The following is a 23,277-nucleotide window of genomic DNA, read 5'->3' on the forward strand; positions in this document are numbered from 1 at the left end:
CGCGCCGCGGCGTCTGCCTTTACTGAATCTCAGATAATAGCTGCGGCTCGCCAATTAAATATCCCTGAAGATAGTCGATCCCCAACGAGAGCACTGCGCTGCGTATTTCTTCGCTCTCGACATACTCCGCGACGACCTGCATATTTTTCATTCGCGCTAAATGACAAATAGAAGCCACAATCTGATAATCGAGACTGTTTGACACTATATTGCGAATAAAACTGCCGTCAATTTTAAGAATATCAGCGTTAACGTTTTTCAGCCGCGCATAGCTGGCGTAGCCAGTACCGAAATCATCAATCGCTATCTGACAGCCAAACTGCTGTAGCTGTCCCAGCGTCAATTGCGCCTGCTCAGCATTGGTGAGAGAGTTGCTTTCCGTTACCTCAAAAACCAGTTGCCAGGGTTCAACCTGATATTGTTTAAGCAACTGCTTAACTTCTGAAGGGAAACGGGCGCGACATACCGATGTTGGCGACAGATTAATGGCAAAACGATGCGCGGGCATATATTCCCGGCTGGCCGCCATAAACCGCAGCGTGTTTTCAATCACCCAAAGATCGATAGCGGAAGACAAACCAAACTCATGCGCCACGGGTAAAAAATTGTCCGGGTTGATAACATCGCCGTTGTCATCCCTGAGTCGCAGTAAAATTTCATGGTAAACGTCCCCACGAATACCGAAAATAGGCTGCGCCATCAGGAAAAAATGATCGTGCTCCAACGCCTGTTGCAGGCGATTCATCATCGCAATTCTGCCCTTCAAATCGCGCTGCAGGTGCATTGCGCCGCGCCGCTGTAAATCCTCCGGCGCGTTAGTCGTCAACGAAAGATCGGAACTGGTGCTTAATTCGCCCAACAGCAGATAAAGGTGGCTAACCGGAGAACGCACGCAGCAGTAACTCACGCCGACAGGCGGCTGTAGCGGCAGTCCATCCCAGATAAACCGAAACTGCTTAATATGTTTATCCAGCGCTTCAATACGCTGCTGATGCGCCTCTGTATTAAGACGCAGCACCAGGTCGTGCCCTGACATCTGGTAGACACACTCATTTGAGGCCAGCATCGGCGTAATCCAGTGAGAGAGCTTTTGCTTATACTGGATGCGTAGCATGACGCCATAATTTTTACCCAATAGCTCCAGACCCGGCACGTGTAAAAAACAGATCGTAGACCAGGGCGCATTTTTGAGCGCGCGGTTTAATGCACGTAAATTGGGAAGATGTACAACCGGGTCAAGATAGGCCAGCCGCCGTGCGCGACCACTCACTACGCGCTGACGCGTGGCCAGTACAGACATATAATTAACAATAAAAGAAAAAACCAGATAGCTCGAAGAGGTAATCGCTAATTGCGTATCATAACCTGAATACCAGGGCATATAACGCTGATAATAATGAATCGACGTAATTAGCACGACGGCCCAGATAATTGAAATAAACTTATAGCCATAGCGCATCGCGCCCCACAGCATGACCGGCAATAATAACGAAAGCGTATAGTTGGTACTAAATATTGAACTATTATCAGTCAATGGCATACACAGTATAAACATTAGTGTAGTCAATACGGCCAGCCAAATAACGATCTCTTTTTTAGTGGCCTTGCTATCAATCTGTAGCTTTAATTGCTGATAATATCCCCGCAGGTGCAGCGGATTGCGGAGAGTACGAATAATAAAATAGCACAATGGCACGCCGATAAGATTACCGACCAGTAACGCCTGGTAATTAATCAGCGTGTTGATATTAAAGGGCATTACCCCCATCAGGCTGGCTTTACTTTCGTACATGCCAACAAAAGCGGCAAACTGGTAGATGACCAGAAATAATGTTGCTGAACAAAATACCTGCCAGAACATTCGTTGAAACAACAGGTGGGCGTCGCCGTGGGAAACATTGTTTCGCCGGGGGGAAAAGACACGATAACCACCCCAGCTTAGCACGATAGTAATGATAAAGTGCATCGTCACAGAAAGGGTTTCATACAGACCTGTCTGCGGGTATCTGCGCCAGAAGATAGCAAGCACAATACCCGGCAGTGCTGCCCAGCCGAAAAAGAGCATCAGGCTAAGCATAAATGCTAACGGCAGGTAAAAAAGAACCACATTTCCAGTGCTGGTATGCGCATAAGTATTTGCGCTACTTAAAACAGGTAGTAAAATCGAAGGAAGAATGAGCGGTAGTCCCCACCATTTATCTCTGATATTTATATAAGTTTTATTTAGTTTCATAGATGCTCAGCAGAACCCCCCAATCCCAAAGGGGCGTTAACAGACAGGCATCCCACCTGACTTTAAATTGATGATGCGATATACATCACACGATAGTCATCGATTGTAATTATTAAACAAAAGTAACATTTGATTTAAGTCAATTATTACCTTTCTCCTGCAGCCTTTATTCGCCTTTTTATTCTTTGTTATCATTAATTTATTATTAATGTAAATACTAAAATTATCTTCCATAACAATATAAGATAAATCAACTGACGCAATTTTACATTAAGAGGAATTGACCATCGGTTCGCAGTATGCCTTAATGTAGAGTGAACGCAGGCTTGTTACGTTCTTCGCCTTGATAATACCCTTGAAGAACCCAGCCTGATCCCGCCCATACCGCTGGGCCAACGTTAAGGAACCCTTTGTGAGTCAGGCCAACAGTATGCGAAAACGACATCGATTTAACACTCGCATGACCCGTATCGTACTGCTTATCAGTTTTCTCTTCTTCTTTGGACGTTTCGTCTACTCTTCTATCGGCGCCTGGCAGCACCATCAGGATAAAAAAGAAGCGCAACAGTCATCGCTTTCTGTCACCACGCCGGGACAACGTTAAGCTGTTATCCGTTAAAAAGCCCGCGCAAGAAAAAGAAGCTTTAGCGTTAACGCAAAAAGACAACCCACTCAATGGGTTCAGGCCATGATCAGACGCTTAAAGAGCAACCGCGGGATATCCTGCCTGGGTGATAAGATCACATGCGCGGTTACTAAGATTCCCTCGACCGAATACAAAACCCGATAGCCTTCAGCGTGCCCCTATCATGTACTGCAAAACAACCCCGATGATCTTTTTTTTCAAAGAGGTGAATCGCTTACTACCCCGTAATTATTAGTTAGAACAAAGAGATTAGGTGTTGTATAATTTTTGGTCATGGTTAGAAGGGGTGAGTAAATGGACACTACTGAAACATTGAATGGTACGTACTTCTACGGCGGGTTATCCAACCTGACACCACAACAACTATGGTGGGCTATCACCATCGCCGTTGTGAGCGATCATCTGGGGATCTCAGCGGTCGATGCTGCACTGGTTATCTCAGGGCAACCAGTTCTACCTACGAGGGGTAAACCTCGTGGGACAACGCCAGGAACATCAATTGCTTCTAAGTACATCAGTAATTGGTTGAACTATAAACTGCCTCCTGGGATCAGATTACCAACGTTGACAGGCAAAACCATCAACTCATTACAGCTAAGCTCAACGAATAATTTAGGTCGTTTCGTTGGTCGTAATGTACCCTGGCTCGGTTGGGTTATGACATTCACTACGATTTATGATATCCAGCGTGATATTAAAGATACATTTAATTGTGTGGCGGTTCCTAAAGATCGCATTCAGTGGATGTACTTCTAATGAGAGATATTGAGAAAGAAATTATCGATTTTATCGATCAGGAATATAACACTAAAAAGTACTTTCTCTGTGGGCCAAAGCGAACCATCACGCTTGATACCAGTATTAGGGATGATCTTAAACTCGTTTTTGAAGATAGTGAAGAACTTCTACAAGAGTACTTCAAGCGTTGGAATGTAGATTCAGAAGGATTTGACATACTCAACTATCTGAATCCAGAGTACTTTGGAAATAAAGAGCCTGATCCGCGTAAGACACTAACAGTTGGTATGCTCGTTGAAAGTGCTAAAGCTGGACGTTGGTTATATAGTTAAAAAATAAAGTTATTATATTTTAAATACCCATTATTTGGACATTTTTTATTATCATAACGGTAATATGATTAGGTGTATACCCAAAATAATTCGAGTTGCTTAAAGGCGGCAAGGGAGTGAGTCCCCAGGAGCATAGATAACTATGTGACTGGGGTGAACGAGCGTAGCCAACACATAAGCAACTTGAAGTATGAAGGGTATATATTTTCATGATTATTAGTAAGAGCCTATCCCATTAGGGCTATTTTACTTGCCATTTTGGTCCTGGCAGTGCTCAAAATCCTCACGTACTACGTGTACGCTCCGGTTTTAGCGCGCTGTCCGTGTCCAAACTGGCTGCGCCAATAACGCCTGGTGGGATAGGCTCTAAATACATAGAATGGCTTGCAGATGGAAACCTGCGATTGGCGAGTACGTGATTTAGGCGATCTGAATCGCCACGGATAACCTGGACAAGCTCAAGGCGTCGCGATCTGCTGCAAAGCGAAGGTAAAGCCCATCTGCGATAGCCGGACGTGGCTCAACCTCAACGCGCTTCAGGAACCCGCTATTGTGTCGATGCAGTGCTTTACCATAAATGTATACTCAAAGGTCACCTGCGGTTCCGCCCTATCCGCCATCGTCAATGCGAAATCAGGAAGATAACCATCGTGGGAGGAGAATAAGGTGACCAGTCCCATACGTCAGGATTTGTTTTGTAAAGAGCCCAGTAAGCTCTGAAACTTTTTAGGCGTAGTCGGCCTGGTGCCAGAAGCGAACATTGGCTGAATTGAAAGTAGCCATGATGTGTTTTCATTATGGCCTGTTACGTTAGAATAACCTCGTTGAAAACAATAGAGCTGGAGTAAAAATGTTTGCTGATTTTGGTATCGTGAATTTCTGGACGTATCTGCTTGGTGCGACACTGATAGTCCTTGCTCCTGGCCCTGAGACCATGTTCGTGATTAAAACAAGCATTACGAGCGGCATCAAACGAGGCTTTGCTGCCATATTTTCCATTCTCATGAGTGACGTACTTCTGGTTCTGCTGGCATGGTGTGGGCTGGCTGCGGTCATAAGCTCAACCCCTGCCTTGTTTAACGCCATCAAATACGCAGGTGCTGCCTATCTTTTCTATCTCGGTGTCCAGACGATACGCACTATCTTTAAGCCCGCTATCGAAACGAGTGAGGAAAAGAAATCTTCAGCTAATGCTAAGGGGATCATCGGGCGCGGAATGCTGGTTACTCTACTGAATCCAAAGACGCTACTGTTCTATATCTCTTTTTTCGCCCAGTTCATCAATGTTCAGGTTGAACACTCCTGGATGGCGTTTATCATTCTTGCTGCGGTAATGTTCGCGATTACTCTCGCTTATTTCGGTTTCCTCGTTTTCTGCGGCTCTTATCTGCTAAGCCGTCTGAAAGGCAACCGTAGATTATCAACCATTGGAAACACGCTGGTAGGTATGTTCTTCATTGGATTTGCAGCACGACTCGCAAGCGCCACTTCCTAACTGAACAACTAAACCGCCTCACGGCGGTTTTTTTACGTTCTTACGCTGGATGGGACGACCGCTCCTCGCTCACGGCGGACATTGTAGTCTGGCTTTCATGCATGCAATTCGAGGAAAACTATGAGTGAGCTGAGACAGCACAAAACGTTGCCGCATTCGCTCGAACTCCTGCTGCTTACTCCATCGCTCTCGTACTGTTTACTTTTCCGATGATTACGTCAAATTTGCCGTCAGGAGCTGTGCGCTACACAGAAAACTCATCTATGCACATAAACAAAAACCCTCTGCAAAAACAGAGGGTTAAATTCACTTTTACCTGTTCATGAAAACACAGGAAGGATTATCGGCTTATTCCCACTCAATGGTAGCCGGTGGTTTACCGCTGATGTCATACACCACACGGGAAATCCCGTTGACTTCATTGATGATGCGGTTGGAAACACGACCGAGGAAGTCATACGGCAGGTGCGCCCAGTGTGCGGTCATAAAGTCGATGGTTTCGACGGCACGCAGAGAGACAACCCAGTCATACTTACGACCATCGCCCATGACGCCAACGGAACGGACCGGCAGGAAGACGGTAAACGCCTGACTGACTTTGTCGTACAGATCCGCTTTGCGCAGCTCTTCAATGAAGATAGCGTCAGCACGGCGCAGCAGGTCGCAGTACTCTTTCTTCACTTCGCCCAGTACGCGTACGCCGAGGCCCGGCCCCGGGAACGGATGGCGATACAGCATGTCGTACGGCAGGCCCAGCTCCAGACCAATCTTACGTACTTCGTCTTTGAACAGCTCTTTCAGCGGTTCAACCAGCCCCATCTTCATCTCTTTCGGCAGGCCGCCGACATTGTGGTGAGATTTGATGACGTGCGCTTTACCAGTTGCAGACGCCGCAGATTCGATAACGTCAGGGTAGATGGTGCCCTGCGCCAGCCATTTCACATCTTCCAGTTTCAGCGCTTCTTCGTCGAACACTTCCACAAAAACGCGACCGATGATCTTACGCTTGGCTTCCGGATCGTTCTCACCAGCCAGCGCGGACAGGAAGCGATCTTCTGCCGGTACGTGAACAATGTTCAGACCAAAATGGTCGCCAAACATGTCCATCACCTGCTCGGCTTCGTTGAGGCGCAACAGGCCGTTGTCGACGAAAACACAGGTCAGATTTTTACCGATCGCGCGGTGCAGCAGCATCGCGGTGACGGAAGAATCCACGCCGCCGGAGAGACCGAGGATCACTTTATCGTCGCCAACCTGCTCGCGAATGCGCGCCACGGCGTCGTCGATGATCTTCGCCGGTGTCCACAGGGCTTCACACTGGCAGATATCACGTACAAAACGCTCCAGCATCCGCATCCCCTGGCGGGTGTGAGTCACTTCCGGGTGGAACTGTACGCCGTAGAAGCGTTTTTCTTCGTTGGCCATAATGGCGAACGGGCAGCTCTCGGTGCTGGCGACGGTCACGAAGTCGGACGGAATCGCCGTCACTTTATCACCATGGCTCATCCAGACATCAAGCAGCGGTTTGCCGTCGGCGGTCAGGGAATCTTCAATACCGCGAACCAGCGCGCTGTCGGTCAACACTTCGACCTGCGCGTAACCAAATTCACGCTCATTAGAACCTTCTACATGACCGCCAAGCTGCATCGCCATGGTCTGCATCCCGTAGCAGACGCCAAATACCGGCACGCCTGCTTCAAAGACATACTGCGGCGCGCGCGGGCTGTTTTCTTCGGTGGTGCTTTCCGGGCCGCCGGAAAGAATAATGCCGCTTGGGTTGAAGTCACGAATTTGTGCTTCTGTCACATCCCACGCCCACAGTTCGCAGTAAACACCCAGCTCACGCACGCGGCGTGCAACCAGTTGAGTGTACTGAGAACCGAAGTCCAGAATGAGGATGCGATGCTTATGAATGTTTTCCGTCATTGACGCTTATTCCGAGGCAAGTGAAACAGATTAAATAAATCGCCCGACGCGAAGGTCGGGCGAAGAAAATCAGGAGCCCAGACGGTAGTTCGGGGACTCTTTGGTGATGGTCACGTCGTGAACGTGGCTTTCCTGGATACCCGCACCGCTGATACGCACAAACTCCGCTTTAGTACGCAGTTCGTCGATGGTAGCACAACCGGTCAGCCCCATACAGGAGCGCAGGCCGCCCATCTGCTGGTGAATGATCTCTTTCAGGCGACCTTTATAGGCTACGCGGCCTTCGATACCTTCCGGCACCAGTTTGTCGGCGGCGTTGTCGCTCTGGAAGTAACGGTCGGAGGAACCTTTGGACATCGCGCCCAGCGAGCCCATGCCGCGGTAAGATTTGTACGAACGGCCCTGGTAGAGTTCGATTTCGCCCGGGGATTCTTCGGTACCGGCCAGCATAGAGCCCACCATTACCGCGCTCGCGCCTGCGGCGATGGCTTTGGCGATATCGCCTGAGAAACGGATACCGCCGTCAGCGATAACCGGAATCCCGGTGCCTTCCAGCGCTTCTACCGCGTCAGAAACAGCGGTGATCTGCGGAACGCCCACGCCAGTCACGATACGAGTCGTACAGATAGAGCCAGGGCCGATACCCACTTTCACCGCGCTGCAACCGGCTTCCGCCAGTGCGCGAGCGCCTGCGCCAGTGGCGACGTTGCCGCCGATGATTTGCAGGTCAGGATATTTAGCACGGGTTTCACGGATACGTTGCAGAACACCTTCCGAATGACCGTGAGAAGAGTCGATCAGCAGGACGTCAACGCCTGCCGCCACCAGCGCGTCAACGCGCTCTTCGTTGCCCGCGCCTGCGCCGACCGCCGCGCCGACACGTAAACGGCCCTGCTCATCTTTACAGGAGTTTGGTTTACGTTCCGCTTTCTGGAAATCTTTTACGGTAATCATGCCAAGCAGATGGAAGTTATCATCAACGACCAGCGCTTTTTCTACGCGTTTTTCGTGCATTTTTGCCAGCACGACTTCACGGGCTTCGCCTTCACGAACGGTCACCAGACGCTCTTTCGGCGTCATGTAAACGCTAACCGGCTGGTTCAGGTCAGTCACAAAACGCACGTCACGACCGGTGATGATACCCACCAGCTCGTTATCTTCAGTCACCACCGGATAGCCCGCAAAACCGTTACGCTCGGTCAGGGCTTTCACTTCATGCAACGTGGTGGTTGGCAGGACGGTCTGCGGGTCGGTCACTACGCCGGACTCGTGTTTCTTCACGCGGCGAACTTCTTCCGCCTGGCGCTCAATGGACATGTTTTTGTGGATAAAACCAATGCCGCCTTCCTGGGCCAGGGCAATTGCCAGGCGCGCTTCCGTCACGGTGTCCATCGCCGCAGAAAGCATAGGAATATTCAGACGAATAGTTTTCGTCAACTGCGTGCTGAGATCGGCAGTATTCGGCAAAACGGTGGAGTGAGCGGGAACAAGGAGGACGTCGTCAAACGTCAGGGCTTCTTTAGCGATACGTAGCATGGGCAATATCTCACCTGGGAGGTTAATAAATATTGCCGCGGCATTATACAGAACGTAATCGGTTGCATCTACATTTTTTTGCAAATAGTGCTTGCGATCCCCCGTGAGCAGGTTACTATCGATTAAATAACCTGCTGATTTAGAATTTGATCCCGCTCACATGTTATCCTCTCAAACTTCCTCAATTTTTACCGTAAGCCGCCTTAACCAGACGGTTCGTCTGCTGTTAGAACAGGAGATGGGACAGGTATGGATCAGCGGCGAGATTTCTAATTTCACGCAGCCTGCGTCGGGCCACTGGTACTTTACGCTCAAAGACGATACCGCTCAGGTGCGCTGTGCGATGTTCCGTAACAGCAATCGCCGGGTGACGTTCCGCCCGCAGCACGGGCAGCAGGTGTTAGTCCGCGCCAATATCACGCTGTACGAGCCGCGCGGCGATTATCAAATCATCGCCGAAAGTATGCAGCCCGCGGGCGAAGGCTTGTTGCAGCAGAAATATGAGCTGCTAAAAGCCAAACTGCAGGCCGAAGGGTTGTTCGATCAGCAGCATAAACAACCGTTGCCCTCCCCGGCCCACTGCGTGGGGGTGATCACCTCGAAAACCGGCGCGGCGCTGCACGATATTCTCCACGTGCTAAAGCGTCGTGACCCATCCCTGCCCGTAATTATCTACCCGACGGCGGTCCAGGGCGACGACGCGCCGGGGCAGATCGTTCGTGCTATCGAACTGGCGAACGCGCGCGGCGAATGTGATGTACTGATCGTCGGGCGCGGCGGCGGTTCGCTGGAAGATTTGTGGAGTTTTAACGACGAACGCGTGGCGCGGGCGATTTTTGCCAGCCGTATTCCGGTGGTCAGCGCCGTCGGTCACGAAACGGACGTCACGATAGCTGATTTTGTCGCCGACCTGCGCGCGCCGACGCCATCAGCAGCTGCAGAAATTGTCAGCCGCAACCAGCAGGAGTTGTTGCGCCAGATTCAATCCGCCCAACAGCGTCTGGGCATGGCGATGGACTACTACCTCGCCAACCGCAGCCGCCGTTTCACGCAGATTTTTCACCGTCTGCAACAGCAACATCCGCAACTGCGTCTGGCCCATCAGCAAACCGCGCTGGAACGTTTACGCCAACGGATGGGATTTGCGCTTGAGGCCAGGATTAAGCAGGCCACTCAGCGCCAACAGCGCGTAAGTCAACGCCTGAGCCAGCAAAATCCGCAGCCGCGCATTCACCGCGCGCAGTCGCGCATCCAACAGCTGGAATATCGTCTGACGGAGAATATCCGCTCACGGTTAAGCGAACAGCGCGAACGCTTTGGCAACGCGGTCACGCATCTGGAAGCGGTCAGCCCGTTAGCCACGCTGGCGCGCGGCTATACGGTTTCGACGACAACGAACGGCAAGGTGCTGAAAAAGATCAAACAGGTCAAAGCAGGCGATATTATGACCACGCGACTGGAGGACGGCTGGCTTGAAAGTGAAGTCAAATCCGTCACGCCGGGCACGTAATCCAATATTCCCCCACCCTTTGCAGCGCGATGTTGGGTTTCGACTTCGCCTCAGCCAACCTACGCGCCACGTCGGATAAGGTGTAGCCATAATCTGACGATCAACCGGTTTGTCATTCGCCTCAAAACCGGGCAGGGAACACCCGCCCGGTTTTGTCTAACTTACCAGTTATAGCGCAGATTGAGGCTACCGTTCAGATCGCCAAAGTCATTGCTGCCAGTCTGCCCGGCAACCTGAGCGCGAACGCTCCACTGCTTATCGATATCTGCCTGCAGACCCACTTTCAGCTCCGCACGGTTAGCCGGAAGATCCTGTTTCACCGTGGCATCATCAAACGATACCGACACATCATCGCTGGTGTGCAGCCAGTTAGCTTCAGCAAACGGCTGGATAACCGTACGGCTGCCTTTGTACAGCTTGCCGTCAACACGCAGACCCAGGCGCGTTGTCCAACTGTCGCCATCCTGACCATCGATCCGGGTGCCGTAGTTATCCTTCACGCTATCCGCTGAGTAATTCTGCCAGACAACCTGCGCCTGCGGCGTCAGACTGACAGTATTGCCGTTGCTAAGCGCAATATCGTAGCGATAACCGGTTTCCAGCGAGACAGCGTTAGCGGTTGAATCATAAGATTCAGATCCCGCATCACCGCTCTCTACGCTGTTGTTGTAGAAACCGTATTGATACCAGCTATCGACATACGCGCCGCTATGCGTTTGGGCATCGGCAAACCAGGTGGCATAGACACCGAGGTTGTAGCCGTCTACGTTGGCGCTACTGGTGAACTGGCTACCGTCTGCGCCACGGTTACCGGTGCTGTCGGTATCGGCGTTGATGTAGCTCGCCATGACGCCAACGGTAAAGCTCTGCTGGCCGTTACCCCAGGCCAGAATGTCGCCGCCTAGCTGGAACTGGGAGTAGTTGCTGTCCATATCGATATTGCCGCTGACAGCCTCGGATTCCGCTTTACCCGCTTTGAAGCGCGCCCATACGCTGCCATCGGCATTACGATACTGGCTGCCCTCGCGGTCATAGAGGGTCTGCATTTGCAGGTTGCGCGCCATCCACTGGTTGCCCATGTACGCGCCGATATCCGCACGGTACTGCGGTGCGACATCGCCGCCATCGTCCGGAGGCGTGACATCGCCGCCGTCGCCGCCGTCGTCCGGAGGCGTGACATTACCGCCATCGTCACCGCCATCCGAAGGCGTGTCATCACCGCCGCTGTCGTCATCATCAGACTGTGCTTTTGACGCCAGATACCAGTCGTTGTCACTTTCATTCCAGTACAGACGGTAGGTATACAGACTGGCGTTAACCTCATTTTTTAGCTCAAACGCATCGCTGGTCGATACGCCGCCAACATCCACCACTTCGATACCGTTAGTGGTCTGTGCTCCATCGCCGATGCCGTTGATGTACAGATCGGTGGTGCCGGAGGCATCGCCGGTAATCACCAACTTATCGGTCGCCGAATCATCGTCGCCCAGGACGGTATTCAGGTAAAGCGAGCCGCCGTTGCCGGTGTAATTGCCATCGACATAAAGCGTATTGCCAGGCGTGCTGGCACTGCTACCGCTGGTTATTGTCCCCATGTTGATCAGATCGCCATTGAGGGTGAAGATGGCGCCTGTTTCCTCGCTGTCGCCAAAGACCAGCGTCCCTTCGTTGGTCACCTTACCGTTAACGGTCGTACCGTTGCTGCCGCCGAAGGTCGCCCCGGAAGCGACGTTCACCGCCTGCTGGCTGCCCATTTCGCCAATCGTACCGTCTCCGGACAGCCACAGCGTGCCTTCCTGTACGTTAGTATCGCCGGTGTAAGTGTTCGCGCCGCTCAGCGTCAGTTTACCCGCGCCCAGTTTGGTCAACGTTTTACCATCCCAGTCGCCGTTGCCGGTTTTATCGCCCAGTACGCTGGTGACTTCAAAGCTATCGCCTGCGCCCAGAGTGAAGGTGCCGTGTGCTGGCGTCGCTGACGTGGCGGTCGCATTCCAGCTCAGCCCTTCGGTAAGCAGATATTCTGACGCATCTTCAGGATTGATTGTCCCGGTTACGGTCAGATAGTCCGGCTTGTCAGTGAGGTTCATCGTCAGGCTGGTAAAGTCGCCGCTGATATCGCTGGTCATATCCATCAGTTTAAAGGACTGGAACTCCGCGTCAGAGGCGCGCGCTTGCAGGCTGGCGTCGCTGACGACCAAATCGCCGCCAAGCGTGGCGCTGCTGCCGGTAATCAGCGGTTGCACTGAGTCACTATTCAGCTCAACGTTCAGCGTACTGCCATCTTGCTGAATTAACGCGCTGTCGCCGAGATCCAACGAGGTGCCGAGCGCCAGTTGGGTCGTCGCGCCGCTATGAGTGGTGATGCCGCCCACCGCGCTGACTTCACCGTCTGCGTCCAGCACCAGCGTGGCGTTATTGTCTATCAGACCGGTGCCCAGCGCCGTCGTACTGGCGGCGACCAGCGTACCTTCATTGATGGTGGTGCCGCCGCTGTAGTCGTTGTCGCCGGAGAGGAACAGCGTGCCTGCGCCTTCTTTGGTCAGCGATTTACCGTCCCATCTGCTACCCGGATCCAGCGTGTCATCAACGTCTGTCAGTGTAGCCGCAACGTTAAAGCTGCCGTCAGGGTCGCTCAGGGTAAAGGTGCCGTGGGCGTCGGTAGTGGCGTTGTCTCTGTCCGCATACCAGGAGAGGGAGGCTGTCAGATCATAGTGGGTGTTGTCCGTTTCATCGACTTTTCCGTCGATAGTCAGGAAGTCAACATCTTCGCGGTTCATCCCTGCAATGGTCAGATCGTCGAAATCGCTCGTAATGGCGCTGTCGCTGTCAATCAGCGTGTAGGTGTATGCCTCGGGCGTCCAGCTGTCTGTAACGCTGCCGATGCCGGTAACATTCAGAGTGCCGCCCAGCGTGACGCTGTCGGCGGTAATTACTGCGTCGTCGGTGGCCGCGCCGAGGTCAATACTTAGCGTACTGCCGTCTTCCTGGGTGAGCTGGCTCGCGCCAAGGGTGCTGCCCGCCGCCAGCGCGGTAGTGGCGCCGGTATGGGTGGTGATGTTCGCAAGCTCGAATGCGCCGTTGGCATCCAGCATCAGCGTACCGCTGTTGTCGACATCACCGCCGCTCAGCGCGTTAACGTTGGCGGCAATCAGCACACCGTCGTCAATGGTGGTGCCGCTGGAGTAAGTGTTGTCGCCGCTTAACGTCAGCTCGCCCGTGCCGATTTTCACCAGCGAACCGGTGCCGGAAAGCGTATTTTCCAGCTCGCCCTCGCCCACCTTAAGCACGCCGCTGTTGGCAATAGTCCCGGTCCCCAGCGAATCCGCATGGTCAGCCGTCAGCGTACCACCGGCAATGGTGGTGCCGCCGGAGTAAGTGTTATCGCCGCTTAACGTCAGCTCGCCCGTACCGGTTTTCACCAGCGAGCCGCTGCCGGAGAGCGTATTTTCCAGTTCGCCCTCGCCGACCTGAAGCACACCGCTGTTGGCAATAGTCCCGGTCCCCAACGAATCCGCATGGTCAACCGTCAGCGTACCGCCAGAAATAGTGGTGCCGCCGGAGTAATTGTTATCGCCGGTCACGATCAGCTCATCGCTACCGCTTTTGACAATTTGGCCCTCGCCGGTCACGTTGTTATCCAGCGTGCCCTGGCTCAGCGCAAGCGTTGCGCTTTCTGCAATGGCCACGTCGCCACTGCCGAGCGCGGCGGCATCATTCGCAGACAGCGTACCGCCGTTAATGTTGGTATTGCCATAGTCATTCGCCGTGTTGCTGAGAATGAGCGTGCCATCGCCTTCTTTGGTCAACGTTTCGCCGTCCCAGCCGCCAGGTACGGGGGAAACCTTACTCAGCTCGCTGGTAACTTCAAACGTTTCATTATCACCGAGGGTAAAGGTGCCGCTCGCTTCGCTAATGGAAGTCGCGTTAGCATTCCAACTGAGCTGCTGCTCCAGAACGAAGTTGGTGTTATCGTTAGCGTCAACGTCGACGCCGAAGGTCAGGTAATCTGGCAGTGAGTCGGTGTCGATATTCGTTGTCAGACTGTCAACATTGGTGCTTATTGCGTTATCAGAATCAATCAGGGTAATTGACTTGAACTGTTGATCCGATGTCGGGTCTCCAAAAGCCGCTGTTGAATCGAGATTTAAGGTCAGTGAACCATCAAGTGTGGCGCTAGCGGTGGTGATCGCCGGGGAGTCAGTGGCAGATAGCGTGATGTTCAGTTGGCTATCGTTTTGTAGCGTGAGCGCGTTAGTGATTTGTAATGTTTTTGCCGAAGCGCTACCGTCTCCGAGGGTAATTTCGCCATTGCTGGTCAGGCTTCCAAGCGCCGAACTGCCGCTCATGGTCCACTGGCTGTCGGCGTCAAGTGTTAATGAGCTATAAACGCCGTTGACGCTTCCTTGCAGTGAAGAATTGGTCAGTGACAAGGACGATGCGGTGATTCCCGCGTCAACGTTGCCATCAAGCGTTGTACTGTTAGCCTGTACGGTCACCGCGCTTTCCAGTTTGATGGCGGTCGGACCGGTCAATGTGCTGTTGGTGAGCTCGATAGGGTCGTTAATATTCGTTTTGCTGTCAACGTGCAGCGCGGCGGTTTGGGAGGCGACGTTCGCATTATTGACGGTTAACGCGTTAGTATCGTCATACCAACCGCTTTTTCCCTGGCTTGTCATTAAAATGCCGTCGTCGTCGGCGGTGATGGTTGCTCCGTCAATCTCTACGCTTGAAGCAATGCCTTTCACGCCAACGCCTTTGGAGTTGACGATCATCTGACTCTTATCATCACCGGAAACGTTCAGCGTCGACGCGCTTGATGCCTCAATGGCGGCACCTGTGGCGTTATTGTGCGTGACGGAAGAGTTCTTGATATTGAGAATACCCCGGTTGGCGGCAACAACCGTACTATCCGCGCCCGTAGAACTCACCGTACTATCGCTCACATTCAGGAAGGCGTTGCCGTTCGTGTCGCCAACCACACTCAATTGCCCCCTCGTGAGCGTGATTTTACTCCCGTCCTTGATGTTCAGCGTGCTGCCTTGCTGTAACGATATGTCGCTGCTTGTGTCCGCCGTTGCGGTGACCTCGGTGCCAATCAGGGTGGCTTGTGAATTTTTATAGAGCGTCAAAATGCCGTAATTGCCTTCAACCTCAAGGCTTCCTCCATTCAACGTCAGGTTGCTTTGCTCGTCGAGGTTGATACCTTGGGTATATCTTCCCTTCGTATAAATTTTTGCCTCGGTCAGTTCAAGTGTTGCTCCCCGATAGAGCGAAATCGCTGTAGCCACCGCATCACCGCCACTTGAAAGGGGGGCTCCACCGCCGTCCGTTCCAATCTCGATATTCGTGCCCGTGGCTGAAGTGGGCTGCCAGCCCTGGCCTTGAGTAGGTAAGCCTTCGAGGTACAGCGCGGCGCCTTCATCGGCGCCAGAATAGAACATCGGCGCCAGAATAGAACATCGGCGACGTTTCTGCGTTCAGGTCGTGGTCAACTCCGTCAATGTAGGACACCGAATTATCGGCCATGGCCAGCGGGCTGGCGAGCCCAAGCGCGGCAACAATTGCAAAGGTCAGCGCATTGTGTTTTGCACTAATTGTCCATCCTGACTCAGGCTTTTTAATAAAAGGGGAGACTTCATTAGCGTGCGCCTGTATTTTAACTTTGCTGTGGCCTCGCGCCAGTTCTGAAGCCACGATATACATATTTCGCACGGCGCTCCAGACAATACTGTAGGTCCTGTTCAATTTTTAAATTTCCTTTTAATAACGTTCACGAAGCAAGCTTGATTTTGATTGGGCTGTAAATAACGTTTAAATGGTGTATATCAATGAGTTAAATAATAAATAACAAAAACATGGCGCTACGAATGATTGCAACCACCTGTTACAATATATTATCAAAGCCAAATTATTAACCAATTTCAAGGATTATTTCAATGGCAGGTCAATTTCTGTTTGATTTATAATTTATATAAATATATTTATCCATTCTATAAGCATTCACACTGTAAATAACATTTAATGATTACATATATTGGAATAAATAGATTCGCGAGGCAAAAAGGTGTGTTTATCATGCGACACCTGGTGTTATTGTAAATATATTCGTCCTACTTCAAGTTGCATGTGCTGCGGCTGCGTTCCTGCAACTCGAATTATTTAGAGTATATGGGTAGCGCCAGATGCCGGGTTGCAGAAGGGAGACAGCGCTTTTACACACTCGCGGCAAACGGTGGTGACTCCAATTAGCAGAACATATACTTTTCAATGAATGCTTCGATCACTTTTTCGTGAAGCTCAATTGAACGTGAAAAGCAGATTTTTTTCGTGTCAGACGCTTAATACGTTAATCCCCACACGTCACATAACCTGCTGAACTTGCCGGCTGAATGGCGCAGTTTTGTTGCTTAGTATTCTCATCCACGCCGCAATACATGCCGCCGCTCGAGGTTGATTTAGATAAATAGGGATAGCCCTGCGTCGGCCAGCCTAACGAGCTAATAGAATGATACAGCGTCAGCAGGTCGTTATTATCCGGTGCTTTGCTAAGGCTACCACACTGTTTGGCAATATCCCATTTAGTGTTGTCCACCGTATGCGCCATCGCCCAGTACTCGTTATTTGCATGCACTCCGTTGGTGAATACTGGCGTCACGCCTGACAACATCTCAGCCTGAAGCCACGGACGATACAGCGTTTTTCCATTGACGGATGTCGTATCTGACATATTTCCCCAGAACAACGCTTTATCCGTATCCGGGCTGGTAGGTACCATAAAAATCACATCCAGTGATGCGTGAAGAGCCGTATTGTCCGTCAGTTTCACCGTGAGTGGCGTTTTCAACCCCAGGCTTTTATCCTGATTAAGCGTAAACGTTGCCGTACCGTCGCTGCCGGTAGTACCGGTAAAGACAATCCCGGTGCTGGTCATACTTTGGCTGGCGCTTGCGGGTGTCAGCGCTTTAAGCATGAGATCGTCTGCTCCGGCATCCGCTGCCACGTCGCCATCCGTTACCACCGTACCTGCCCGATTTTTCGAATCGCCACGTGACAACGTAAAACCGACGTTGGCGACCGGGTTACCGCTGCTATCTTTTACCGTCACCGTTAACGGCATCGCGCCTCCCTTCTCCACTACCGCCGCGTTTTTCGCGCTGTCCATCGCCGTTGAGGTCAGCGTAATACTGGCGGACGTCACCGTATGTGATTCCACCAGGCACACCTGACGATAAGTCGATGATGGTGAGGTGGTCGTGTGTTTCTGGCCGGTACTCAAGTTAATCGTCTGACGTTTATGGCTACTCGTATCCACATCCATCGCCCACCAGTAGTTTTCATTTCCTCCAATAGGCCAGCCGTACGCCGTACCAATAGCGCCGTTTGGCTTATCGTTATACAGCATTTGCAGATCGTCATATAGCGGTTGACGATCCTCATCACATCCCGTCGCTCCAACGTTCGACAGACTGTCCATCTTCACCGACGACCACGTTTCGTTATTGATATCGTAACTGGTGTTGCCTGACGGTGCTTCCACCGCTAGCAATGGGCGTTGGAACGTAACGCCGGCGCTGTTGGTCACCGTTTCCGGCATGTGGCCCCAATATTTCGCCTTGTTGGTATCGGGGCTGGTCAGTACGGTAAATATCACGTCCTTACTGTCCGTTGCTGAACGGTCATCGGCAAGGGTAACGCTAAGGGGCGTTTTAAGACCCACGCTATTATTTTGCGACACGGTAAACGTTATCCGCCCCTGCACATCCGTTTGCGCGTATAGATATTTGCCTGTCGTCCCCATCAGGTACGTGGCCGTACCGGAAGGCTGAACGTTACTTAAGGTAATATCGTCCGCGCTGCTGGCGGTGTACACACTCCCGGCCCGCGACAGCGCATCGCCGCGCATGATTTTCACCGTCGCGTTGCTCACCGGCTGCCCGCTGGTGTTCGTTACCGTTATCGTCATCGGTATCGTTTCGCCTTTTTTCGCCACGGCCGCTGATTTGTCCGCGTTCCATGCTTCCGAAGAGAGCGCGATCTTCATCTGACGCGGTTCAGTCAGACAGAGCTGGTAATAGTAATTACCAGGAGTCTCCTGCGCGGTGCCGCCTATACCTGTACTGAGATCGATATACTGCCAGTTAACATATTGATCTTTTAGCAGACTATCGCCAGCCCACCATTTCTTTTTAACGGGTAACCCAATGTCGGTCGTCACCTTGCCGCCAGGGTGATCGCCATAGAGAGACTGGTAATCCGCCAGCGCGGCCATCTGATTCATTGAACACGCGCCATAATTACCGGTATTAAAATTATTCACCGTGGACCAGGTTTCATTTGTTTCTTTGTAGCTAGACGTATTCGTCGTCGACGACAGCTCGCTATAAAGTAGCGGGCGTTTAAACTCCGCGCCGTTGCTGGCAGTGAAGGTTTCCGGCATATGGCCGTACATATTGGCCTTGTCGCTGTCCGGGCTGGTGAGGACGGTGAACGCCACCGGCAGCGATGAGGTCGCCGTCGGTGTGTCGTACAGATTCGCGGTCAGCACGTTTTTCACCCCTATGCCGCCGGGTTCGGCAAGCGTCAGGGCCAGCGTACCGTCCGCGCCGGTGACGCCGTTCAGAACCGACGAGGCATAGTAAAACTGTTGCTGCGCACCGGCGAGCGGCGTTACCGTCATGTTGGTGGCGTTGGTGGCGCTAAATTTATAGTCGGCGTTGCGCGCCGTCCCGGCGTCGCGTTTAAGCGAAAAAGGCGTATAAGGCATCGGATTTCCCGCAGCATCGGTGGTCTTAATAACCAGAGGGATCGACTCGCTGTTTTTCGCCTTCACCGCCTGAATAGCGTCATCCATCGCCTGCGGGGAGGTGAGGGTGATCTGCGTGGCCTGCGGTATCGGCGTCCTGGCGCAAATTTGGTACTGCCAGACAGAGTTGGGCGAGCTGTTTTCTGACCGACGCGAACCATCAGCCAGATCGACTACGTAATAGAAGTCAACTTTTGCCCCGCTGGAGAGTGACGTCGAGTTCGATCCGCTCCAGTAAGAATAGTAGACCGGCCAGCCCTGGGCAGTATTTATCGTTCGGTTCGGGTATTTGCTGTAGAGCGAATCCAGCGCCTCAACGGCAGGGTAATAGCCCGCCGCGCAGCGGGCCGAATTTGCCCCTGTATTGGCTGGCCCATGAAAAATCGCCCAGGTTTCGTTGGTTTCTTGCTTAGACGTAGTATTGTCCGTACTGGCCAGCTCAGCGTACAACAGCGGACGCTGGTACACCGCGCCATCTGCCGCCGTCAGCGACGGCGCCATATGCCCCCACATGCGGGCGACGCTGACATCCGGGCTGGTGACGACGGTAAAGATGGTGTCAATGCTGGCGCTCACGGCGGCATTTTCATACAGCGTCGCGTTAATCGCGGTGCGGGTGCCGTGGGTGTCCGGGCGGGTAACACTAATAATGCGGGTGCCGTCAGGGCCGGTCTGCGACCCCATTTTAGTGGTGGTCCAGGCCAGCGATTCGCCGTCGATCACCACGGGCGTCACGATGCCTTGCATATCGTCGCCGTCCTGAGCGGTATACTTTTCGCCCCGGCGATCGTAACCGTCGCCGCGGGTGAGCACAAATGGCGCTTCCGGGATCGGGTTGCCGCTGGCGTCCTTCACCGTCACCTTGAGCTGTAGGGTATCGCCCTTTTTCACTTTGACTGCATGCACGTCGCTGCCGTCGTACCACAGCGATGGATCGACCGGTTCAATGGTGATGGCGGCTGGTACCGGGTTGTCGCTGGCCAGGCAGCTGGTGTAAATCGAGACGTTGCTGTTGGCAAATTCACTGCCGTTCGCCAGCGCGATCAGTTTCCAGGTGGTGGCGCTCTGGTAGGTGGACGACCAGTAGTTAAGGTAGATTGGCCAGCCCTGGATGCTGTGAATCTTGCCGCCGCTGTTGGCGTTGTACAGCGCCTCAAGCTGGTCGATGCGCGGCAGGCGGTTCGCCGCGCAGCCGCCCGCATCCGGGTTGCTCGCCGCGTCGGTGTGGGCCACACGCGTCCAGGTCTCATTGCTCTCGTCCTGGGTACGCAGCGGGTTGCTCACTTCACCCGCCAGTTTGGGCCGCTCAAAGGTCCAGTCACCCACGGTAATTGTGTCGGTCATATGGCCCCACATTTTGGCTTTTGGCGTATCCGGGCTGGTGGCGACGGTAAACTTCACGCTGCGGGAAACCGGCGTACTGATTAATGAATCGATGGGCACGATGCTTAACGGTGTCAGCAGCCCCACGCCCTTGTTCTGGGTGAGAATAATGGCCGCATCGCCGTTGGCGTCGGTGATCCCGTGATAAACCTGCCCGGCAACGTAGCCGACGCCGTCAAACTGTATCTCGCCGTTGCTGGTATCGGTAAAGCCGGTCGTCAGCCCGTCGCGCCGCCTGCCGTTCGCCATGGTGATGGTGAAGTCGGTATTGGCGATCGCCATGCCGTTAAGAGCGTTGCGCGAATGGATGTTGAGCTTAATCTGTTCACCCACTTTGGCGGTCATATCGGCGTTTTTGGTCGCCGGGTCGTCATTGAAGTAAACGTCCAGCACCGCCACCATTTCATTGGCCGAGCAGGTCAGATAGTTAGGCTGATTGGTAAATTTGCCGCTATTGCCGTTTTCCAGGTTGACATGCACCGTTCCCGACTCGTCATTATCCGCCGCAATAAAGAAGTCACTGGTCGGCCAGCCGTGCTCACTTTCCATCTTGCCGCTGGCATTCTCACTGTACAGATGTTCAAGCGATGATTGATCTGGCACCTGGCCAGTGCCGCACTGCGCGGTGGCCTTATCGACTGAATTAAACGTCGCCCATTCTTCATTATTTTCACTGAACTGACCGTCTTTATGACTGGCCTCAACCGCCAGCTGCGGGCGCTTATACAGGTTGCCTGCATCCACCACGCCCTGCATATGGCCCCACATGCTGGCGCCGTCCACGTCCGGGCTAGTGATCACGGTGAAAATCACGCTAAAGGGCAGCTCAACGTTGCCACCTTCATCATCCGGCATCACGATGCGGATGGGCGTTTCGACGCCCATGCCGCTGTCGTGTTTTAACGTCAGATGCGCCTGGCCGTTAACGTCAGTCACGCCGGTATAGTGCTCCGGCGACGAGGCGCGCATATCTTCGGAATTGATGGTAACCCGTTGGTTATCCCACGCGTCCTGATGCTCTCCTTTGCGGTTTTTCGCTGGGTCAATAAACAGCTCCATATAGCGATAAGGCAGCGGTTTTTGCGTGTCCCGATCTACAACGCTCATCACTAAATCAATCGATTCCCCCACCTGTGCTTTATAAGGCCCTTGCGGGGAGAGGGTAATCTGCGGGTGTGCCGCAGGCTGGGCCTTATCCACACAACTGACCAGCAGCGTGTCGCTGTTGGCGGCCCTGATGACCGACGCGCTGTTCATATGCACGGCAGCGTGGTAATTGCTCATCTGATCTTTGGTTGACGACCAGTATTCTGCATCGCCCGACACCGGCCAGCCGGTCCAGGTTTCCAGCGTGCTGTGCTCATGTCGCATCTGCACCAGTTGTTCGGCGTCCGGCAGAATATTGCAATGGTTATCGGCGCCGTTCCAGTCGAACAGCGCCCAGGTTTCGTTGGTATCGACGACGCTTTTGTCAGCGCCGCTCGCTTCCGCCGCCAGCTTCGGGCGGGTGAAGGTGTAGGTTATACCGTTCAGCGTCGCGGTAGCGCTCTCTATCATGTGGCCGTACATACTGGCCTTATCGCTGTCCGGACTGGTGATGGTGGTGAAAATGACGTCGACATTGTCGGTCAGCGTGGGATAGTTTTGCGAAGAGACGATAAGTCGCGTTTTTACCCCCGGACCGTTCTCTTGCGTTACCACCACCGTGGCGTTGCCCTGCCCGTCCGTTACACCATGATATTCTGTTTGCGCAGTCGTTAACTCGGTATTGCCAACGCGCACCGGGTTAGCGTTATTGACCACACCCTGGCGATTTATTGCATCCTCGCGACGGATCACAAACGGCGCATTGATCGCAGGTTTGCCATCACACGCTTTGGTGGTGACAGTAAGAGTAATACTTTCTCCGACCTTAACTTTCGATGCTTCAAAACTGGCATCGACATGATCGCCGCTCACAGAAACAGGGTCGCTCACCGCTGGTTTGATATTCAGCGTCACTTTCGGGCTTAACAGCGGAATGGTCGCATAATTCGGCACCCCGGTATTCGTAAAGAGCCACAGCGCGGGAACGTTGGTTTCATCTTCCACCTGCGCCCAGGCCACCAGCTGTCGCCCGGCGAGGTTTTGGGCGCAAAAGGTCAGGTTCGGAACCGGCTGCGGCGAGAGCGGCGTATCGGGCGTGGCGGCATCGGCCCATACCAGACCCATGGCGGGCGGCTGGCGGTTTTCCCAGGCGATGGTGGGCGGATCGCTAAAGAGATCGCCTTCGGTATCGGTGGAATTGACCGCCTGCATCGAAGTTGAGGCAGCATCCGCGCTAAAATCGCGCGGCATGGCGCTGAATTCAATATCGTGGGTTTTGGTAGGGTCAAGCAGCGTACTGCCCTGATACAGGGGAATAATCGCGCCGTCGGCCAGCGGCGCGGTGCCGTTAACCGCGCCGGTGACTGAGTTCAGCTCTTGCCAGGTTCCGCCCTTCAATAGCGCCTGCGCAGGCGCGATCGACGCTGCAAACATGATCAGTAATGTCAGTAAGAAATGTACAACTTTATTCACTTGCCGATTCCCGTCCATGAGCGATAGCTACCCGTTTTCATTTTCTGTCGTGATTCAACCCACTTTGCTTAGCGCGCGGCTAAGCAAAGTGCGCGGAAAATACCACTCCCCGCAGG

The 23,277-nt window shown here is 53.1% G+C and carries 10 protein-coding genes and 3 pseudogenes; 5 read left to right on the forward strand and 8 right to left on the reverse strand.

What is annotated here, in order from left to right; all coding sequences use genetic code 11:
* Positions 1 to 19 precede the first annotated feature (19 nt).
* Positions 20 to 2,233 carry an MASE1 domain-containing protein gene (locus tag ACLD4F_RS07795; protein ID WP_411010764.1) on the reverse strand — a complete coding sequence of 738 codons (2,214 nt, stop codon included), beginning with the start codon at positions 2,231 to 2,233 and terminating at the stop codon, positions 20 to 22.
* A 96-nt stretch (positions 2,234 to 2,329) separates the two neighbouring features.
* Positions 2,330 to 2,467 carry a hypothetical protein gene (locus ACLD4F_RS07800; protein WP_001540598.1) on the reverse strand — a complete coding sequence of 46 codons (138 nt, stop codon included), beginning with the start codon at positions 2,465 to 2,467 and terminating at the stop codon, positions 2,330 to 2,332.
* Positions 2,468 to 2,645: 178 nt separating this feature from the next.
* On the opposite strand from ACLD4F_RS07800, the gene ACLD4F_RS07805 reads away from it, so the two are divergent.
* A complete protein-coding gene (locus tag ACLD4F_RS07805) occupies positions 2,646 to 2,837 on the forward strand; it encodes a YfgG family protein (protein ID WP_000075924.1) in 192 nt (63 codons plus the stop codon).
* A gap of 77 nt (positions 2,838 to 2,914) precedes the next feature.
* Here the strand turns inward: ACLD4F_RS07805 and ACLD4F_RS07810 are convergent.
* Positions 2,915 to 3,034 (reverse strand): annotated as a pseudogene (locus tag ACLD4F_RS07810) (hypothetical protein); the annotation flags it as partial.
* Between the two features lie 139 nt (positions 3,035 to 3,173).
* Here ACLD4F_RS07810 and ACLD4F_RS07815 point away from each other — a divergent pair.
* From ACLD4F_RS07815 to leuE, 3 genes are all read left to right on the forward strand, one after another.
* Complete coding sequence (locus ACLD4F_RS07815) at positions 3,174 to 3,635, forward strand: STM2901 family protein (RefSeq protein ID WP_411010765.1); 462 nt, start codon at positions 3,174 to 3,176, stop codon at positions 3,633 to 3,635.
* Positions 3,620 to 3,949, forward strand: coding sequence for a DUF1493 family protein (locus ACLD4F_RS07820; protein ID WP_411010766.1), 330 nt, complete (start codon positions 3,620 to 3,622; stop codon positions 3,947 to 3,949). Before ACLD4F_RS07815 ends, ACLD4F_RS07820 begins: the two co-directional genes overlap by 16 nt.
* Positions 3,950 to 4,799: 850 nt before the next feature.
* Positions 4,800 to 5,444 (forward strand): leucine efflux protein LeuE, encoded by a 645-nt coding sequence (gene leuE, locus ACLD4F_RS07825; RefSeq protein WP_411010767.1) that lies wholly within the window; start codon positions 4,800 to 4,802, stop codon positions 5,442 to 5,444.
* Positions 5,445 to 5,792: 348 nt separating this feature from the next.
* On the opposite strand, the gene guaA is transcribed toward leuE, so the two are convergent.
* Both guaA and guaB read right to left on the reverse strand, forming a co-directional pair.
* The gene (guaA, locus tag ACLD4F_RS07830) at positions 5,793 to 7,370 is read right to left on the reverse strand and encodes a glutamine-hydrolyzing GMP synthase (protein ID WP_000138293.1); all 1,578 of its coding nucleotides are present in this window, start codon (positions 7,368 to 7,370) and stop codon (positions 5,793 to 5,795) included.
* Positions 7,371 to 7,439: 69 nt separating this feature from the next.
* On the reverse strand, positions 7,440 to 8,906 hold the full coding sequence (guaB, locus tag ACLD4F_RS07835; protein WP_000944174.1) for an IMP dehydrogenase: 1,467 nt from the start codon (positions 8,904 to 8,906) through the stop codon (positions 7,440 to 7,442).
* Positions 8,907 to 9,066: 160 nt separating this feature from the next.
* On the opposite strand from guaB, the gene xseA reads away from it, so the two are divergent.
* Positions 9,067 to 10,416, forward strand: coding sequence for an exodeoxyribonuclease VII large subunit (xseA, locus tag ACLD4F_RS07840; RefSeq protein WP_411010768.1), 1,350 nt, complete (start codon positions 9,067 to 9,069; stop codon positions 10,414 to 10,416).
* A 161-nt stretch (positions 10,417 to 10,577) separates the two neighbouring features.
* Here the strand turns inward: xseA and shdA are convergent.
* The 3 genes and pseudogenes from shdA to ACLD4F_RS07855 all read right to left on the reverse strand — a co-directional run bounded on the left by shdA (position 10,578) and on the right by ACLD4F_RS07855 (position 23,179).
* A pseudogene (gene shdA, locus ACLD4F_RS07845) lies at positions 10,578 to 16,161 on the reverse strand (fibronectin-binding autotransporter adhesin ShdA).
* Between the two features lie 500 nt (positions 16,162 to 16,661).
* A pseudogene (locus ACLD4F_RS07850) lies at positions 16,662 to 16,762 on the reverse strand (IS1 family transposase); the annotation flags it as partial.
* A complete protein-coding gene (locus tag ACLD4F_RS07855; protein WP_411010769.1) occupies positions 16,763 to 23,179 on the reverse strand; it encodes an adhesion domain-containing protein in 6,417 nt (2,138 codons plus the stop codon).
* Between the last annotated feature and the right edge of the window lie 98 nt (positions 23,180 to 23,277).

Origin of the sequence: Salmonella sp. 741265050_HSA (assembly GCF_046569445.1) — a bacterium.
In the GTDB taxonomy this organism is placed as follows: domain Bacteria; phylum Pseudomonadota; class Gammaproteobacteria; order Enterobacterales; family Enterobacteriaceae; genus Salmonella; species Salmonella enterica.

Excerpts from the sequence above, each read along its gene's own strand:
- guaB (WP_000944174.1), bottom strand. The coding sequence starts at position 8,906 with ATGCTACGTATCGCTAAAGAAGCCCTGACGTTTGACGACGTCCTCCTT.
- ACLD4F_RS07795 (WP_411010764.1), bottom strand. The coding sequence starts at position 2,233 with ATGAAACTAAATAAAACTTATATAAATATCAGAGATAAATGGTGGGGA.
- ACLD4F_RS07800 (WP_001540598.1), bottom strand. The coding sequence starts at position 2,467 with ATGGAAGATAATTTTAGTATTTACATTAATAATAAATTAATGATAACA.
- ACLD4F_RS07855 (WP_411010769.1), bottom strand. The coding sequence starts at position 23,179 with ATGGACGGGAATCGGCAAGTGAATAAAGTTGTACATTTCTTACTGACA.
- xseA (WP_411010768.1), top strand. The coding sequence starts at position 9,067 with ATGTTATCCTCTCAAACTTCCTCAATTTTTACCGTAAGCCGCCTTAAC.
- leuE (WP_411010767.1), top strand. The coding sequence starts at position 4,800 with ATGTTTGCTGATTTTGGTATCGTGAATTTCTGGACGTATCTGCTTGGT.
- guaA (WP_000138293.1), bottom strand. The coding sequence starts at position 7,370 with ATGACGGAAAACATTCATAAGCATCGCATCCTCATTCTGGACTTCGGT.
- ACLD4F_RS07815 (WP_411010765.1), top strand. The coding sequence starts at position 3,174 with ATGGACACTACTGAAACATTGAATGGTACGTACTTCTACGGCGGGTTA.